A 17,616-nucleotide genomic window follows, 5' to 3' on the forward strand; every position below is an offset into this window, starting at 1 on the left:
TATTTTCCAGCCTACATGCGGCGCTCAGTCCACCATTTTTCCCAGCCCCTTGGGATCGAAGGTGTCTTCCGCCTTTGCCGTACCCTCGACACAAATACCCGCATCGACAAGCTTTTCAACCAGGACACGAATACGCCGGTCTGTTTCGACTGCGTGATCGAGCAGCCCATGCAGCGCCTTGGAAACCGGATCATCCAGATCTCGCGTCACGCCATAGGCGGAGAAGCCCATCTGCTCGGCTTTGGCTTCGCGCTCGCGGCTCGGCCTGTCGCCGGCTTCGACGATGCGGGCCGGATTACCGACCGCCGTTGCACCCGCAGGAACCGGCTTGACGACGACCGCATTCGAGCCGACCTTGGCTCCATCCCCCACGTCGAAGCCACCCAGCACCTTGGCACCCGCGCCCACGACCACACCGCGCCCCAGGGTTGGATGCCGCTTCGTGCCACGATAGAGCGAGGTTCCTCCCAGGGTGACCCCCTGGTAGATCGTACAGTCGTCGCCTACCACTGCAGTTTCACCGATGACCACCCCCATACCGTGGTCGATGAAGACCCGCCGCCCGATGGTGGCGCCCGGATGGATCTCCACACCGGTCAACATCCGCGCCACGTGACTGGTAAACCGCCCAACCCAGTGGAAACCACGCTGCCAGGCAACATGGGCAAAACGATGCAGCCACAGGGCGTGCATCCCGGGATAGCAGGTAAGCACTTCCCACTTGGAGCGTGCGGCCGGGTCATGTTCGAGAACATTGGCCAGGTCTTCACGCAGATGACTGAACATGAAAGGGAACCCCCTGAACTGAAGTGCACTGACGCCGGCCCACCTGCAGGCCGGAAACCCGCGGCAGGCCTATTTATTTCCGACTATTTTAGTCTACTTCTTTTCGAAGGCGCTCAACATTCCGCGCAGAATGTTGATTTCGTCCTTTTCAAGACGAATCCGCCCGAACAAACGGCGCAGGCGCGGCCACAGGCGCTTCGAATTTTCCGGGTTGAAGAAGCCACTCGCCGTGATCGCCCGATCGAGATGGGCATAAAAGCCCTCGATCTGCTCATGGGTCGCAGGCTCGAACTCCGTTGCCGGCGCCCGCCCCGGATCGATCGCGGCCATGCGCAGCTCATAGCACAGCAGCTGCACCGCAGCCCCCAGATTGAGGGACGAATAGGTTTCGCTGACCGGAATCCTCACCGGCATGTGGCACAAGGCCACGTCCTCGTTGGAGAGCCCCTTCGTCTCGTTACCGAAGACCAGCGCCACATCGCCATGGGCGGCAAGCTCGACCACATCGGCAGCTGCCTCCCGCGCCCATTTCATCGGCACCGCCATCTCACGCCGACGGGCCGTCAGCGCGGCGGCAAAGACAGTACCTTCCAGCGCCTCGGACAGACTGCCGACCACACGTGCCGACGCCAGAATATCGTCTGCCCCTGCTGCGCGGGCCGTTGCCACGGGATCCGGAAAGAACTGCGGACTGACCAATACCAGCTGCGACAGCCCCATGGTCTTCATGGCCCGGGCTGCGGCACCGATATTGCCGGGGTGACTGGTACGGGTAAGGACGACACGCACGCGCTCAAGCGCGCCATCGTTGTTCATATTAAAATAAGCGGTTTTCCGAATTAGAGTCGACCGGTGGGCATCCGATGCCCGTACCGGCAGAGCTCGCCAGACACCATGCACCCCACACTGAACATTGCCATCAAGGCCGCGCGCCGCGCCGCCACCGTCATCAATCGGGCTTCCCTCGACGTGGACCTGCTCCGTGTCGAGGTCAAGAGCCCCAACGATTTTGTAACGGAAGTGGATCGCGCCGCAGAAGAAGCCATCATCCAGGTGCTCCGCGAGGCCTATCCGAGCCACAGCATTCTAGCAGAAGAGTCCGGCGAGACCGGCCCCGAGGCGGAAACCGAGTATCAGTGGATCATCGACCCGCTCGACGGCACCACCAATTTCATCCATGGCTTCCCCCAGTACGCGATCTCCATCGCGCTGGCCCGCAAGGGCGTGGTCGAGCAGGCTGTCGTCTTCGATCCCAACCGTAATGAGCTATTCACCGCCTCCAAGGGCGCCGGCGCTTTCCTCAACGACCGCCGCATCCGCGTCTCCAAGCGGGTCAAGCTGCAGGACGCCCTGCTCGGCACCGGCTTCCCCTATCGCCAGTTCACCCACGCCGACACCTACCTGGCGATTTTCAAGGAACTCACCCAAAAGACGGCCGGTCTGCGCCGCCCGGGCGCTGCCGCCCTCGACCTGGCCTACGTGGCCGCGGGTCGTCTCGACGGCTTCTGGGAATTCGGCCTGTCGCCGTGGGACACCGCTGCTGGCAGCCTGCTGATCAGCGAAGCCGGCGGCCTGATCAGCGATCTGTCCGGCGAGGCCGACTACCTCAACACCGGCAACGTGGTGGCCGGCACGCCCAAGATCTTCCCAGCCCTGCTGCAGATCATCCAGGGCCACTGCGGCGACAAACTCAGCGCCTGAGCATATCGATGAAGCCGGCGAACCCCCTTCGCACCCTGTTCCTGGCCGTGCTGCTCATCTGCAGCCCGGCGTGGGCGGGCAGCAAGATCCTGGTTTGGGGCGACAGCCTTTCCGCCGGCTACGGCCTGCGCCCGCAGGAAGCTTGGCCCGTACTGCTCGGGCAAAAAATCAGCACAGCCAGGCTCCCCTATGAGGTCGTCAACGGCAGCATCAGTGGCGAGACCACGGCCGGCGGGCTCAGCCGCCTGCCGGCGGCCCTTCAGGCCCACAAGCCAAGCATCGTGCTCATCGAGCTCGGCGCCAACGACGGGCTCCGGGGGCTACCGGTCAAAGCCATGAGCGCCAACCTGCAGAGCATGATCGACGCCAGCCGTCAGGCCGGCGCAAAGGTGCTGCTGATCGGCATGCGCATGCCCCCCAACTACGGGCCGGCCTATACCAGTGCCTTCGAAGGAGCATTCCGGGATCTGGCCAAGGCCAACCGGACCCGCCTCGTTCCCTTTCTGATGCAGGGCTTCGCCGACCGTCCAGATCACTTCCAGCAGGACGGCATCCATCCGGTCGCCACCGCTCAGCCACTGATTGTAGACACCGTCTGGCAGGAACTCCGCCCCCTGCTCCGCTAAGGCATCGCCGCAGGCAGGCGCAACGACGGCGCATGGCCCTTCACTGCACAGATGCGCTGAATGACCGCCGGCTTCGGCTCGGCCACCTCCCCCTGCTCGTAGGCGAGAACGGTACATGAACCGGAAACACGCTCAAAGAGCTCGTGGGAACGTAGCAGGAAATCCGGATTGCTGGGCTTGCCGAAGCGCTCATTGCCGACCATGAAGGTCTCGTAGATCAAGACTCCACCATGAGCCAGCGCAGTCAACAACAGCGGCAGACGCTGTCGAAACAGGTAATTGGTCACCACAATGGCGTCGAACTGACGCCCTTCGTAGGGCCAGGTCCCAACTTCCAGATCAGCCTCCCGCGTCGTGACATGGGGCACGGCTGCCAGCAGCTCAAGCGCCACAGCATCCCGGTCCACCGCCTCAATCCGGAACCCGCGCCCTGCCAACCAGCGCGCATGGCGCCCGTTGCCGCAGGCAAAATCCAGCACCTCCCCGCCGGCGGCGATCAGGGGGGCAAAGCGCGTCACCCATGGTGACGGCGTCAAGGCAGACATCTGACGCATCATTTTTATACTCCACGCCGGTACACCCGATCGATGTCCTGCGCTCATTGAACCTTATCAAGCACACCAGGAATGCGTTCCCTGCGTCCGCCCAACCCCACGCACCCGATTCTAAGCCGATGACAGCCCCTGCCCACAAGGCTGGCGCAATTCGCACTACCCGAAATGAAGAGGGGCGCTTGCGCGCCCCTCTTCAACTTACAACAAGTCAGTCCTGCTTACTGCTGCTGAGCCTGCTCGTTGAGGAGTGCCTTCATGGACAGACGCACACGCCCCTTTTCGTCGGTCTCGAGCACCTTCACGCGCACGACCTGACCTTCCTTGAGGTAGTCGGACACGGCATTGACGCGCTCGTTGGCGATCTGGGAAACGTGCAGCAGACCATCGCGGCCCGGCAGAATGTTGATGATCGCACCGAAATCGAGGATACGGACCACCGGACCTTCGTAGACCTTGCCCACCTCGACTTCTGCGGTGATCTCTTCGATGCGCTTCTTCGCGACCTGAGCGCCTTCGGCACTGACGGAGGAGATCGTCACGTTGCCGTCGTCGGTGATCTCGATGATGGTGCCGGTTTCTTCCTGCAGACCGCGAATCACCGCACCGCCCTTGCCGATCACGTCGCGGATCTTCTCGGGGTTGATCTTCAGCGTGATCATGCGCGGCGCGAAGGTGGACACCTCGCCGCGGGCTTCGCCCAGCGCGCTCTTCATCAGCTCGAGGATATGCAGACGGCCTTCCTTGGCCTGAGCCAGCGCGACCTGCATGATCTCCTTGGTGATACCGAGAATCTTGATGTCCATCTGCAGCGCGGTCACACCCTTCTCGGTACCCGCCACCTTGAAGTCCATGTCGCCGAGGTGATCTTCATCGCCCAGAATGTCGGTCAACACGGCGAAACGGCCACCGTCCTTGATCAGACCCATCGCAATGCCCGCCACCGGCGAGGACAGCGGCACACCGGCATCCATCATGGCCAGTGAGCCACCGCAGACGGACGCCATGGAGCTGGAGCCGTTGGATTCGGTAATTTCGGACACCACGCGAACCGTGTAGCTGAAATCCTCCTTGCCCGGCAGCACCGCAGCCAGGGCGCGCTTGGCCAGACGACCATGGCCGATCTCGCGACGCTTCGGGGAACCGAAACGGCCACACTCGCCCGTGGAGAACGGCGGGAAGTTGTAGTGCAGCATGAAGCGCTCGCGGTACTCGCCCGCAACGGCATCGATGATCTGCTCGTCGCGGCCGGTGCCGAGGGTGGTGACCACCAGCGCCTGGGTTTCACCACGGGTGAACAGGGCCGAACCGTGGGTGCGCGGCAGCACGCCGACACGGATGTCGATCGGACGCACGGTACGGGTATCGCGACCGTCGATACGCGGCTCACCACTGAGGATGCGGCCACGAACGACCTTGGCCTCCAGATCGAAGATGATGTTGTTGACGGTGTTCGCATCGAACTCCACGCCTTCGGCAGCCAGAGCTGCATGCACTTCGGAGCTGATGGCGGACAACTGCGCGGACCGGGCCTGCTTGGCGGTGATGCGGAAAGCCTCCTCGATCTTGGCGTCGGCGATCTCCGTCACGCGAGCGATCAGCGCCTCGTTCTTGGCAGGCGCTTGCCAATCCCATTCGGGCTTGCCAGCGACATCGACCAGCTCGTTGATCGCATTGATGGCAGCCTGCATCTGGGTGTGGCCGAACACCACACCACCCAGCATCACGTCTTCCGGCAACTCCAGGGCTTCGGACTCAACCATCAGCACCGCGCTCTCGGTACCGGCCACCACCAGGTTCATCTGGCTCGTTTGCAGCTGGGTGGCGGTCGGATTGAGGATGTATTCACCGTTCAGATAGCCGACGCGACAGGCGCCGATCGGACCCGCAAACGGGATGCCGGCGATGGCCAGCGCAGCCGAGGCAGCGATCATTGCCGGAATGTCGGCATCCACTTCAGGATTCAGGGACACGACCTGGGCGATGACCTGCACTTCGTTATAGAAGCCTTCCGGGAAGAGCGGACGGATCGGGCGGTCGATCAGGCGGGAAGTGAGGGTTTCCTTCTCGGTAGGACGGCCTTCACGCTTGAAGAAGCCGCCAGGGATGCGGCCGGCGGAATAGAACTTCTCGACGTAGTCGACGGTAAGGGGGAAGAAATCCTGGCCCGGCTTGGCGTTCTTGGCTGCCACTACGGTCGCCAGCACAACGGTGTCGTCAACGTTGACGAGCACCGCACCGTGGGCCTGACGGGCGATCTCGCCGGTCTCCAGGGTCACGGTATGGGAGCCGTAGGTGAAACTCTTCTTGATTGCGGTAGGCAAGGGATATCCTTTCATTCAATCGGCTGGCGGCAAACCACAACCGCACGCGTAGCCGAGGTAAAGCGCCGTTCTCTCTGGCGCACAGATGTGACAAAGCCGGCGAAGCCACTCGGACTTACACCGGCTGTGCCCATGATCAAACCCGCGCCAAATGCGCAAGGAATGTCACGTTCAGTAACGAAGCTACTTCTATCCGCTTACTTGCGCAGACCAAGGCGGCCGATCAGCTCACGATAGCTGTCGACGTTCTTGCGCTTCAGGTAGTCGAGGAGCTTGCGACGCTGGCTCACCATCATCAGCAGGCCGCGACGGGAATGGTGGTCCTTGACGTTAACCTTGAAGTGGCCGGTCAGATCGTTGATGCGGGCGGTAAGCAGAGCGACTTGCACTTCCGGAGAACCGGTGTCGCCCTTGGCGCGCGCGTAGTCGCCAACGATTTGCGCTTTTTGTTCAGTGGAGATTGCCATTGTTTAACTCGGTTAGTTTTAGCCTTGCGAAGCGCGCGATTATATCGAACGCCGGCACGATTGCTCAAGAAATTTCATTGGGTGCCTGTTGACATCAGACGGGTTGGCACCAACACACCGCCCTCGGCAAGCGTCCCCACACCGAGAAAACGCTCGTCATGATAAACACGCAACAACACGCCTGCGACGCCCGCCTCCACCACGACCGGCTGACCGTGGGTGAAGCTCCGCATGCGAGCCTCATCCAGGGCCTGGACGGCCAGATGCGACAACAGGGCATCCACCGGCGCCAGGCGGGCGTCCCGCCCCTCTTGCGACAGCGCCTCGAAATCTGCCAGCGCCGTCGTTACATCCAGAACAAAAGGCCCGATATGCGTACGGCGCAACGCCGTCAGGTGCGCACCACAGCCCAGCAGCGCCCCCAGATCGGAAGCCAGGGTACGCACATAGGTTCCCTTGCTGCATGCCACACGGACATGCAGGCTGTCACCCTCGCGCCCCAGACACTCGAAACGATGGATCGTCACTCTGCGGGGTTCGCGGGGAATCTCGATGCCCGCCCGCGCATACTCGTACAAGGCCTTGCCATGATGCTTGAGCGCCGAATACATGGGCGGAACCTGCTCGATCTCACCCCGCAGGCGATCCATGGCCGACTCGACATCCGCATCGGACGCATTGACCTGCGCCCGGGCCAGCACCTCTCCTTCCGCATCGGCGGTCGTAGTGGTGACGCCAAGCAGGATCGTCGCATCGTAGCCCTTGTCGGCATCGAGCAGTGTCTGGGAAAACTTCGTCGCCTCACCGAAGGTCAGCGGCAGCAAGCCGCTAGCCATAGGGTCCAGAGTCCCCGTATGACCGGCCTTGGCTGCGTTCAGCAGACGCCGTGCCTGCTGCAGGGCGTGATTGGACGTCAAGCCGACCGGCTTGTCGAGAAACAACACACCGTCGACGATACGCCGTTGAATGCGACGCTGGGGAGCTTTAGCCAAACAACAAATTCCAGAAAAGTCGGCAATGCGGGAATGCACTGCCGGCGGTATCACGCAGCCGGATCCGGCTTGCCACCGTCTTCCGGCTCTTCACCGGCATCGGCAGCGAAATGACGATCTGCTTCGACAGCCTTGTCGATCAGCGCAGAAATCCGGTTGCCGGTTTCGACGGAGGGATCGTAATGAAAATGCAGTTCGGGCAGCGTATGGATACGCACCCGACGCCCCAGCTCGCGACGCAGGAAGCTGCTGGCACGACGCAGCCCCTTCAGGATTTCTTCGAGCCCTTCCTGCCCCTTCATCGAGGTGAAGAACACCTTGGCATGGGCATAGTCAGGGGTGATCTCCACATCGGTCAGCGTAATGAAACCGACGCGGGGATCCTTCACTTCCAGGCGGATCAGCTCGGCCAGTTCGCGGCGGATCTGCTCCGCCACGCGCTGACCACGGGAAAACTCCTTCGGCATGGCTTACAGCGTCCGGGCGATTTCCTGGATCTCGAAGATCTCGAGCTGGTCGCCTTCCTGAAGATCATTGAAATTCCGAACCTGCAGGCCGCACTCGTAGCCGAACTTGACTTCCTTGACGTCGTCCTTGAAGCGCTTGAGCGATTCGAGTTCGCCGCTGTGGATGACCACGTGGTTACGCAGCACACGGACCAGCGAGTTGCGCTTGACCAGGCCTTCCAGCACGTAACAACCCGCAATGGTACCGATCTTGGAGATCGTGAAGACCTGACGGACTTCGACCATACCCAGGACCTGCTCACGCTTTTCGGGGGCCAGCATGCCGGACAGCGCGCTCTTCACCTCATCGACGGCGTCGTAAATGATGTTGTAGTAGCGCAGATCCACACCGAAGGTCTCGGCCAGCTTGCGGGCATTGGCATCGGCACGGATGTTGAAACCGATGATGACCGCACCGGAAGCCTGGGCCAGATTGACGTCGGATTCGCTGATCGCGCCGACACCACCGTGGATGACCTGCACGCGAACTTCGTCGGTGGACAACTTGACCAGCGAGTGGGCCAGCGCTTCCTGGGAACCCTGCACGTCGGCCTTGATGATCAACGGCAGGGTCTTCACCTCGCCTTCGCCCATCTGCTCGAACATGCTTTCCAGCTTGGCTGCCTGCTGCTTGGCCAGCTTCACATCGCGGAACTTGCCTTGACGGAACAAGGCGATTTCGCGCGCCTTGCGCTCATCAGCAAGAGCCACCACTTCGTCACCGGCACCCGGGACCTCGGACAAACCGAGGATCTCGACCGGAATGGACGGGCCAGCTTCCTCGATGGGCTTGCCGTTCTCGTCGAGCATGGCACGGACGCGACCAAAGGTTGCGCCAGCCAACAGCACATCACCACGACGCAGGGTGCCGGACTGGACCAGCAGCGTAGCCACCGGGCCGCGTCCCTTGTCGAGGCGGGCTTCGATGATGAGACCCTTGGCCATCGACTCCTGCGGGGCCTTGAGCTCAAGCACTTCGGCCTGCAGCAGGATGGCCTCGAGAAGGTCGTCGATGCCCTGACCGGTCTTGGCCGAGACTTCGACGAACATGGTGTCGCCACCATAGGCTTCCGGCACCACGCCTTCGGCGATCAGCTCCTGACGCACGCGCTCGGGATTGGCGCCCGGCTTGTCGATCTTGTTGACCGCCACGATCAGCGGCACTTCGGCAGCCTTGGCGTGGTGGATGGCTTCCTTCGTCTGCGGCATCACGCCGTCGTCGGCAGCAACAACCAGCACCACCAAGTCGGTCGCCTTCGCACCACGGGCACGCATTGCCGTAAAGGCCTCGTGACCCGGGGTATCCAGGAAGGTAACCATCCCGCGCTCGGTTTCCACGTGGTAGGCACCGATGTGTTGGGTAATGCCACCCGCTTCGCCCGCGGCCACCTTGGCGCGGCGGATGTGGTCGAGCAGCGAGGTCTTGCCGTGGTCGACGTGGCCCATGACGGTCACCACCGGAGCACGCGGCTCCAGCGCAACGTCCTTGTGCTCCGCACTGTCCTCGAGGAAGGCATCGGGATCATCCAGCTTGGCAGCCAGCGCCTTGTGGCCCATTTCCTCGACGATGATCATCGCCGTATCCTGGTCGAGCACCTGGTTGATGGTGACCATGGTCCCCATCTTCATCAGGGCCTTGATGACCTCGGTCGCCTTCACCGCCATCTTGTGGGCCAGATCGGCCACGGAAATGGTTTCCGGCACGTGAACTTCACGCACAATGGGCTCCGTCGGTGCGACAAAGCTCTGGGTATCCTGTTGACGCCCACCATTGCGGCCGCCACCGCGACCACCACCACGCCAACCGCCGGCACCACCAGTGGTATCACCACGGGTCTTGATGCCAGCGCCACGCCGCTTGGAGTCAGCAGTAGCGTCCTTGGCAACCACCTTCTTGCCATCCTTGCGAACGCCCTTGTCTTCCGTCTTGGCCGGCTTGTGCAGCGTGCCCGATTTGGACGCAGCCTCGCCGTCGGCCTTGGCCTTTTCGGCAGCCGCCTGGCGTTGCTTCTCTTCTTCGGCGCGCTGCAGCATCGCGGCACGTGCCCGCGCTTCGCGCTCCTGCTTTTCCTTCAAATCAGCAGCCTGACGGGCGGCCAGTTCGGCACTCCGCTGCGCTTCACGCTCACGGGAGGCCTTCTCTTCAGCCGACAGGATCGAACCGACAACGACGCGACGCACTGGACGCGGCTGTGCAACTTCCTTCGCAGGTACCGCAACGGCAGGCTCGGGCGCTACCGGCTCGGGCGTCGACTCAGCAGCCGCGGTCTCGACGACCGCTGCAGGCTCTACCGTCTCGACCACGGGTTCCGGGGCAGGGGCAGGAGCCGGCTCGGGCTCGGGCTCGGGAATGACTTCTGCGACAGGCTCCGGCACGGGCTCAGGCTCTGGAGCAACGACAGGCTCCAACTCCACCACCGGCGCCTGTTCGGCAAGCAGTTCGACATCAGGGACGACAACACTCTCCTCGGTATCGGCTGCGTCAACCGTAGCGGCTGACGTCGCAGTCTCGGGCACCAGTGTCTCGTCGCGCTTCACGAAAACGCGCTTCTTGCGCACTTCGACCTGCACGGTACGAGCGCGCCCCGTTGAATCGGTCGCCTTGATCTCGCTGGTCTGCTTCCGAGTCAGGGTGATCTTCGCCTTGGACGCGGAGTCGCCGTGGGCACGACGGAGAAAGTCGAGAAGACGATTCTTGTCCTGCTCGGAGAGCAGATCGGTTTCCTTCGCCTTGTCTACGCCAGCCTTCTGCAACTGCTCGAGCAACACGGAGGCCGGCATCTTGAGTTCGCCGGCAAATTGTGTAACGGTTGTCTGTCCCATCTTGATGAACCTCCGGGTATTACTCGAACCAGTGCGCGCGCGCCTTGGTAATCAGATTCTTCGCCCGCTCTTCGTCCAGCCCCGACATTTCCATCAGTTCATCCACTGCCAGATCGGCCAACTCATCACGGGTATGCACACCGCCCTGGGCCAGCTTGGCTGCCAGGGGCTTGTCCATCCCCTCCAACCCCAGCATGTCCTCAGCGACGGACTCCAACTGCTCTTCAGTCACGATAGCTTCGGTCAGGAGCACATTACGGGCGCGGTTGCGCAGCTCATTGACCGTGTCTTCATCGAACGACTCGATTTCCAGCATTTCTGCCAGCGGCACGTAGGCGATCTCCTCGAGGGACGAGAAACCCTCGTCGATCAGGATATCGGCCACTTCCTCGTCCACATCCAGCTTGGAAATGAACAACTGGCGAACCGTGCTGTGCTCAGCCTCGGACTTCCGTTCGGATTCGGCTTCGGTCATCAGGTTGATGGTCCAGCCGGTCAGCTCGGAAGCCAGTTTCACGTTCTGGCCATTGCGCCCGATGGCGATCGCCAGATTGTTCTCATCGACGACCACATCCATCGCATGCGCTTCCTCGTCCACGACGATGGAAGACACTTCTGCGGGCTGCAGGGCACCAATCACGAACTGGGCCGGCTCAGGCGACCAAAGCACGATGTCGATGTTCTCGCCACCGATCTCGTTACGGACCGCGGTGACCCGCGAACCGCGCAGGCCCACACAGGTACCGATCGGATCGATACGAGGATCGTTGGACTTTACGCCGATCTTGGCGCGCAGACCGGGATCACGGGCACACGCCTTGATCTCGAGCAAACCATCGTCGATCTCCGGCACTTCGAGCTCGAACAGCCTGATCACGAATTCGGGGGCAGTGCGCGAAAGAATCAACTGTGGGCCACGGGCGCCACGGTCGATGCGTAACAGAAAGGCCTTGACCCGGTCACCGACGCGCAGGTTTTCCTTCGGAATCATTTGATCGCGGGGAAGCACAGCCTCCAGACGACCCACTTCGATGATCGCGTTGCCGCGCTCCATGCGCTTGATGGCGCCGGAGATGATGAATTCCTTGCGATCCAGGAAGTCGCTCAGAATCTGCTCACGCTCGGCGTCACGCACCTTCTGCAAAATGACCTGCTTGGCAGCCTGCGCACCGATACGACCGAAATCGATGGGCTCAAGCGCCTCTTCCACATAATCGCCAACCTGGATGTCCGGGTATTCGTCACGGGCGTCGATCAGCCCCATCTGGGCTTCATCATTGTCCACTTCCTCGTCGGGCAGCACCTGCCAGCGACGGAAAGACTCGTAATCGCCGGTCTCCCGGTCGATGGACACACGCACGTCGGCTTCGTCGTGAATACGCTTCTTGGTCGCCTGAGCGAGCGCAGACTCCAGCGCGGAAAAAACGATTTCCTTAGAAACGTTCTTCTCACGGGCCAGCGCATCAACCAACAGCAAAATTTCGCGGCTCATACCTGCAAACCTCCAAATCCCTCAAAACCTGGGTACCAGGCGGGCCTTTTCAATTTCTTCAAACGGGATCTCCATCAACCCCTTTTCCGTCTCCAGGACGACGACGCCATCCTTCAGACCCTGCAACACGCCGGCAAAATTGCGCTGATTGGCGATCGGCATGCAAAGCCGCACCTGCACGTCCTGACCAGCGAAACGTTCAAAATCTGCGGGCTTCTTGAGAGCGCGATCCAACCCGGGCGAGGACACTTCGAGCCGGTCGTAATCGACGTTCTCGACTTCGAAGATCCGGGTCAGCTGATTGCTTACGGCGGCGCAATCGTCCACCGTGATACCGTTCGGCGAATCAATGAACACCCGCATCAGGCGCCCACGGGGCGAGGTCTCGAAATCGACCAGCTCATAGCCAAGGCCTTCCGCGGTCTGTTCGATCAGTTTCAGCAACTCCATTTCCTAGCCCACAAATGAAAAATGGGCGAAACGCCCATCCCTGTTTAAATTCGACCGGATGTCGGTTCTTTCGAACCGATAAAACACGAAGAGTATAGCAGCCCGCCGAAGCGGGCGCAATTTCAACCCTCTATCCGCGGGAAGATACCGGCTGCCGACGAGGCTGCCGATTCGGCTTGCGCCCCTTGCTGCCACCGGCATTGTCGGGCTTTGGCAGCCCCGCCAGTGCACACACTTCTTCGACAGCCATATCCTCCCACATGCCGCGCTTCAGCCGCGACGGCAACACCACCGGACCGTAGCGAACACGCATCAGGCGGCTGACCGTCAGCCCGAGGGCTTCGAACATCCGGCGCACCTCCCGGTTGCGGCCTTCCGACAGCGCCACCCGATACCAGTGGTTGGCCCCCTCGCCGCCGGCATCCAGCAGTGTATTGAACTTGGCGGGGCCATCCTCCAGCTCGATGCCCTGCAGGAGCACGCTCCGCTGCGCCTCATCGAGTTCGCCCAAAATACGCACCGCGTACTCCCGGTCCAGTTCGTAGCGGGGATGCATCAGCTTGTTGGCGAGATCCCCATCGTTAACGAACAACAACAAACCCGACGTATTGAAATCCAGCCGGCCCACTGCAATCCAGCGCCCCTTGCGCAAGACTGGCAGGCGGTCGAACACCGTCGGACGACCCTCGGGATCGTCCCGGGACACGATCTCCCCTTCCGGCTTGTGATACAGCACTACACGCGGAATCCGCGGTGCAAAGCGCAAGGGCATCAGCTTGCCATTGACCCGAACCCGATCTCCGGGCCCGACCTTTTGCCCCACATCGGCGGGCTCGCCGTTCACGGAGATGCGACCGGCAACGATCCACTCCTCGATTTCACGACGCGACCCGATACCTGCCGCAGCCAGCACCTTGTGCAGGCGCTGGGGCTCTGTGTATGCAGCGTCTTGCGGCTTGTGCCGACGCTCTCCCTCCTGGGGAGGCAGCAATTCCGTGCTGGCCAGCGGATACGGCGAATCGGAACCACCCACAACCTTACCGCGGCCTCGCCAGCCAGCGCGACCACCGCCGAGATCGCTCAGACCGATGGCCGAAGCATTGCTTTTGGGCTGGCGTTCACCATCCCGATCGGACTCGGCCCGCCCTCGACGCGCAGCTTCGCCGCCAGATTGTCCACGCCCTCTGCGCCCACCTGCGGTAGCGCCGTCCGACGCCCCTGCCGGGCGACCGCCCGCGGATGCCGGCTTGCCGGTCTTGGGCCTAAACGGCCGGTTCTTCGGTTTTTGGGAGGTCGACAAGATCCATGATCCTTTTTTTGTAGGCTTTCAGCGTCATTGATCAATATTGATCTAGTTTGACGGATAAACCGCAACTTTCATGTATCACGGTAAATCAATGCCTTAGGTGTAACAAAAACATTCCGGGCTCGTTGATCGGGTTTGACATAGCTTGATAGACTTCGCGTACACAAAGCGTACACGTACATCAAGCGGGCAAACCATCATGGTCCCAGAAACCTCGAAACAACCGGCGGAGCCGATCCCTACGCGCATCAAGCTAACGACCGACAGAATTCGCCGCTTCACGTGCCCGCCGGACAAGTCCCAAGCCTTTCTCCGCGACCTGATCGCACCGGGGCTGGGCGTCCGCGCAACGGCGGGTTCCAAGTCCTACATCTTCCAGTCCAAGCTGAAGGACGGGCGCACGGTGCGGATCACCATCGGCGACTGGCACACGCTGGACCTTGACCAAGCGCGGGAAGCCGCACGGCAACTTCAGGTGATTGTGGATCAAGGGAGAGACCCCCGCCAGGAGAAGCGAAAACAGACCGCCGAGGCCGTCGCACAGCTCGAAAGGGGCCGTCTGATACAGGCACCTGCCCTCGAAGCGTGGGCGCATTATATCCGTGCACGCCGCCACCATTGGGGAGAAGCACACATTGCCTGCCACGAGGATGCCGCCAAGCCTGGTGGCGAGCCCCGCCCCCGGGGCCGGAAGGGCCTCACACAGCCCGGCATTCTGCGTGCCTTGCTGGAGCAGCCGCTAAGCCAGCTCCGAGCGCCCACCATCGAAGCCTGGCTGAAGGCAGAAGCCGCCGTGCGCCCCACCCGCGCCCGGCTGGCCTACAGCATCCTGCGCGCGTTTCTCAACTGGTGCGCCGAGACTGCCGAGTACCGCGACCAGGCCGACCCAACCGCCTGCACCACCAAGGCCGTGCAGCAGGAGCTGCCGAAGAAGAAGGCCCGGAAGGATGCGCTGCTGCGGGAGCAGCTCGAGGCATGGTTTCGGGAGGTGCAGTGCCTGCACAGCCCCGTGGTGGCCGCCTACCTACAGGGCATCCTACTGACCGGCGCCCGCCCTGGTGAGCTGTGCATCCTGAAGTGGGAAGACGTGGACTTCCAGTGGAACAGCCTGACCCTTCGCGATAAGGTTGAAGGGGACCGGACAATACCCCTGACGCCCTACTTCGCCGCGCTGCTGCGCGACCTGAAGGCGAGGAACGAGACACCGCCACGGCAGCCCACTAGGCTGAAAAAAAAGGGCCAACAGGAAGAAGCCACCGCCGCGGATCCGTGGCAGCCCTCCCCGTGGGTGTTCAGCAGCTCGCAATCTGCAACCGGCTGGCTGCAGGACCCGAGCAACCAGCACAAACAGGCTTGCCGCCGCGCCGGGATAGAGCCCATCACCCTGCACGGCCTGCGCCGCAGCTTTGGCTCCCTGGCCGAATGGACAGAAACGCCCGCCGGCGTTGTGGCACAGATCATGGGCCACAAGCCCAGCGCCACCGCGGAGAAACATTACCGGGTCCGACCGCTCGACCTGCTACGCATGTGGCACACCAAGATTGAAGCCTGGTTGCTCGAGCAAGCAGGCATGGAACACCCCGCAGAAGCAGCCGCCGGCCCGCGTCTCGTCGCAAAGTAAAGTTGAACTTGCAACCTGAACTTAACCGTCCCAATGGATTACAATTTAAACATGATCACCGTTGCCGAACTGGGCAGCTTTGCCAGGCAAGCAGAAAAGCTCCTCGGCGAAGCAGAACGGCGAGACCTGATCAGCTACCTGGCTGAACACCCTCGGGACGGCGATTTGATGGAGGGCACCGGTGGTATCCGGAAGCTACGTTGGGGGCGTGGGGGCCAAGGTAAGAGCGGCGGCGTACGTGTCATCTACTACTTCCACGATGAAGGTATGCCGCTCTACTTGCTGACGCTATTTGCCAAGGGCGACCGCGCCAATCTGACAAAGGCTCAGCGCAACGAATTGGCAGAACTGGTCACCTTGCTGGTTGCTGCATGGAGGAAGAAACGGAAATGAGCACTGCATTTGAAAGCATCAAGCGCGGCCTGCTGGAGGCTATCGACCACGCGGAAGGCCTTACCACGGACACCATCATCCATCGCCCCCGGCCGGTGGATGTGAAGGCTCTGCGTGCCAAGGTGGGAATGACTCAGGAACAGTTTGCCGCCCGCTTTGGCTTCTCCAAGGCCACCCTCCGCCACTGGGAACGTGGCGACCGTTCTCCTCACGGCCCCGCACTCGTCCTGCTGAACGTCATCGAACGGAACCCCAAGGCTGTAATCGACGCGCTGACCGTCTGAGCACAACGTTTTCCGATCATGCCGCGCCTAGCCTTTGGCCGGGCGAAAAGCCGGACACCTTCACCGACCTGGCGCGGCATACCAATGAAGGAACGCCACGAAGGGGCGCCCCATGGTGAAACTCTCTCCCGAGAAACAAGCGGAAATCGATAAGATATTTTCAAAGATATACGTGGGGCTGCCTCCTGAGGCGCAGGCCAAGATCAACCAGATCCGGGCAGAGGGAATCCAAGAAATTGAGGACGGCAAGATCGAATTTGAAGCCCGTATCAAGCAACTCAAATCGGGGCACTTCCGACTTGTTCCCATCGCGGAGTTGGCCTGGAATGCAGCGTTTGCTGCTCGCAAGGCAGAGCCCTTGGAATCGCGCAAGGACCTCTCCGCTTGCGAGTCCGGAAGGGCCTTCATCCGGGCAATAAAGGCGGCCCTTTTGGACGGAAGCCTTGTTGCCCGCGAACAGGGGAGTGGGATTCCCGTAAATGATCGTTCGTGGTGCCTGGAGAACGACGACATCACGTCACTGCCGGCAATGATGCCTCACGACCGGTTGATGGTGCGCACCGATGAAGTTAAGGCATGGCTCGAGAAGATGGGAATCGCGACGGATGCTTTCCCTCTGCTGAACTTGGCTGCCGAAGGCCTCTCGTTGACGCAGCAGGCTCCGACCAAAGCAGAACCGGAAGAGCCCGTCGGCGAAGAAAGCGGCGCTGCACACGCGCGGCAGGCGGAGGAATCACCAGAGGAACGAGGCGAGCGGATTTATCGCAGATCTCAAGAACTCGGAGGCACTAGGAAAAAAGGAGTCACGCGTGCACTCGCGCAAGAGGAGGCGGTGAGGAATGGAAAACCGTGCTCAGAGAGCAATATCAAAAGAATCCTGGCGGACCACGAAAGACGGCAGGCAGGCAAAACCACAATCTAGGTTCCAGGAAGTAGACATGCTGACTGCAAGGCATGTCTACCAAACTAGACACGTGTCTAGTTCTGCACATTTCTTTAACTAAACAATCACTTAAATAGACATGTTGCGAGACATGTCCATGTCTCGCTTAAGGTTTCTCTCGTCAAAACCAATCCAACGATGGTGGGAACGATGACGAGAGATATCCAAGCCAACGACTGCAGCGAATTCAAACTGAGTACGGCCGAGTTTGCCGCGCTCCAGAGCGCCAAGCGCCAGACCATCCACAAGCATCACAGCCAGAAAGGCTCCTACTACGGGGTTCGCCCGCAGAAGCTTCCCTCTGGCAAGCTTCTCTGGCCCGCGATCCGCGTCACCCTCGACGCCTGATCA

Annotated in this window: 18 protein-coding genes; 7 read left to right on the forward strand and 11 right to left on the reverse strand. The window is 61.4% G+C overall.

Annotated features, from left to right (window positions below; all coding sequences use genetic code 11):
* Positions 1–24: 24 nt before the first annotated feature.
* Together cysE and B4920_RS05085 are read right to left on the reverse strand one after the other, a co-directional pair.
* Positions 25–786 carry a serine O-acetyltransferase gene (gene cysE / locus B4920_RS05080; RefSeq protein WP_079433537.1) on the reverse strand — a complete coding sequence of 254 codons (762 nt, stop codon included), beginning with the start codon at positions 784–786 and terminating at the stop codon, positions 25–27.
* A gap of 93 nt (positions 787–879) precedes the next feature.
* Positions 880–1,602, reverse strand: a complete 723-nt coding sequence (locus tag B4920_RS05085; protein WP_079433538.1) for an RNA methyltransferase — start codon at positions 1,600–1,602, stop codon at positions 880–882.
* A gap of 78 nt (positions 1,603–1,680) precedes the next feature.
* On the opposite strand from B4920_RS05085, the gene B4920_RS05090 reads away from it, so the two are divergent.
* Together B4920_RS05090 and B4920_RS05095 are read left to right on the forward strand one after the other, a co-directional pair.
* Positions 1,681–2,487: an inositol monophosphatase family protein gene (locus B4920_RS05090; protein WP_079433539.1), complete on the forward strand. Its 807-nt coding sequence runs from the start codon at positions 1,681–1,683 to the stop codon at positions 2,485–2,487.
* 8 nt (positions 2,488–2,495) lie between these two features.
* The gene (locus B4920_RS05095) at positions 2,496–3,113 is read left to right on the forward strand and encodes an arylesterase (RefSeq protein WP_079433540.1); all 618 of its coding nucleotides are present in this window, start codon (positions 2,496–2,498) and stop codon (positions 3,111–3,113) included.
* Here B4920_RS05095 and B4920_RS05100 read toward each other — a convergent pair.
* The 9 genes from B4920_RS05100 to rluB form a co-directional block, all read right to left on the reverse strand.
* Positions 3,110–3,670 carry a bifunctional 2-polyprenyl-6-hydroxyphenol methylase/3-demethylubiquinol 3-O-methyltransferase UbiG gene (locus B4920_RS05100; RefSeq protein WP_079433541.1) on the reverse strand — a complete coding sequence of 187 codons (561 nt, stop codon included), beginning with the start codon at positions 3,668–3,670 and terminating at the stop codon, positions 3,110–3,112. The genes B4920_RS05095 and B4920_RS05100 overlap by 4 nt on opposite strands.
* Positions 3,671–3,885: 215 nt before the next feature.
* On the reverse strand, positions 3,886–5,988 hold the full coding sequence (pnp, locus tag B4920_RS05105; protein ID WP_079433542.1) for a polyribonucleotide nucleotidyltransferase: 2,103 nt from the start codon (positions 5,986–5,988) through the stop codon (positions 3,886–3,888).
* Between the two features lie 197 nt (positions 5,989–6,185).
* Positions 6,186–6,455 (reverse strand): 30S ribosomal protein S15, encoded by a 270-nt coding sequence (gene rpsO / locus B4920_RS05110; protein ID WP_079433543.1) that lies wholly within the window; start codon positions 6,453–6,455, stop codon positions 6,186–6,188.
* A 74-nt stretch (positions 6,456–6,529) separates the two neighbouring features.
* Positions 6,530–7,447: a tRNA pseudouridine(55) synthase TruB gene (gene truB / locus B4920_RS05115; protein WP_088179383.1), complete on the reverse strand. Its 918-nt coding sequence runs from the start codon at positions 7,445–7,447 to the stop codon at positions 6,530–6,532.
* 50 nt (positions 7,448–7,497) lie between these two features.
* Positions 7,498–7,914 (reverse strand): 30S ribosome-binding factor RbfA, encoded by a 417-nt coding sequence (gene rbfA / locus B4920_RS05120; RefSeq protein WP_079433544.1) that lies wholly within the window; start codon positions 7,912–7,914, stop codon positions 7,498–7,500.
* A gap of 3 nt (positions 7,915–7,917) precedes the next feature.
* A complete protein-coding gene (gene infB, locus B4920_RS05125; RefSeq protein WP_079433545.1) occupies positions 7,918–10,776 on the reverse strand; it encodes a translation initiation factor IF-2 in 2,859 nt (952 codons plus the stop codon).
* A 19-nt stretch (positions 10,777–10,795) separates the two neighbouring features.
* Positions 10,796–12,268, reverse strand: a complete 1,473-nt coding sequence (nusA, locus tag B4920_RS05130; protein WP_079433546.1) for a transcription termination factor NusA — start codon at positions 12,266–12,268, stop codon at positions 10,796–10,798.
* A gap of 21 nt (positions 12,269–12,289) precedes the next feature.
* Positions 12,290–12,718 (reverse strand): ribosome maturation factor RimP, encoded by a 429-nt coding sequence (rimP, locus tag B4920_RS05135; RefSeq protein ID WP_079433547.1) that lies wholly within the window; start codon positions 12,716–12,718, stop codon positions 12,290–12,292.
* Between the two features lie 130 nt (positions 12,719–12,848).
* Positions 12,849–14,018, reverse strand: a complete 1,170-nt coding sequence (gene rluB, locus B4920_RS05140; protein ID WP_079433548.1) for a 23S rRNA pseudouridine(2605) synthase RluB — start codon at positions 14,016–14,018, stop codon at positions 12,849–12,851.
* A 205-nt stretch (positions 14,019–14,223) separates the two neighbouring features.
* Between rluB and B4920_RS05145 the strand changes: the two genes are divergently transcribed.
* The 5 genes from B4920_RS05145 (at position 14,224) to B4920_RS05165 (ending at position 17,613) form a co-directional block, all read left to right on the forward strand.
* Positions 14,224–15,645, forward strand: coding sequence for an integrase family protein (locus tag B4920_RS05145; protein WP_079433549.1), 1,422 nt, complete (start codon positions 14,224–14,226; stop codon positions 15,643–15,645).
* A 51-nt stretch (positions 15,646–15,696) separates the two neighbouring features.
* A complete protein-coding gene (locus B4920_RS05150; protein ID WP_079433690.1) occupies positions 15,697–16,038 on the forward strand; it encodes a type II toxin-antitoxin system RelE/ParE family toxin in 342 nt (113 codons plus the stop codon).
* Entirely contained in the window at positions 16,035–16,322 is a 288-nt protein-coding gene (locus B4920_RS05155; RefSeq protein WP_079433550.1) for a DNA-binding transcriptional regulator, read from the forward strand. The genes B4920_RS05150 and B4920_RS05155 overlap by 4 nt, the downstream gene beginning before the upstream one ends.
* A 112-nt stretch (positions 16,323–16,434) precedes the next feature.
* Complete coding sequence (locus tag B4920_RS05160; RefSeq protein ID WP_079433551.1) at positions 16,435–17,244, forward strand: hypothetical protein; 810 nt, start codon at positions 16,435–16,437, stop codon at positions 17,242–17,244.
* A gap of 171 nt (positions 17,245–17,415) precedes the next feature.
* A complete protein-coding gene (locus B4920_RS05165) occupies positions 17,416–17,613 on the forward strand; it encodes a hypothetical protein (protein WP_079433691.1) in 198 nt (65 codons plus the stop codon).
* Positions 17,614–17,616 lie beyond the last annotated feature (3 nt).

This window comes from Zoogloea sp. LCSB751 (assembly GCF_002028455.1).
Classification (GTDB): domain Bacteria; phylum Pseudomonadota; class Gammaproteobacteria; order Burkholderiales; family Rhodocyclaceae; genus Zoogloea.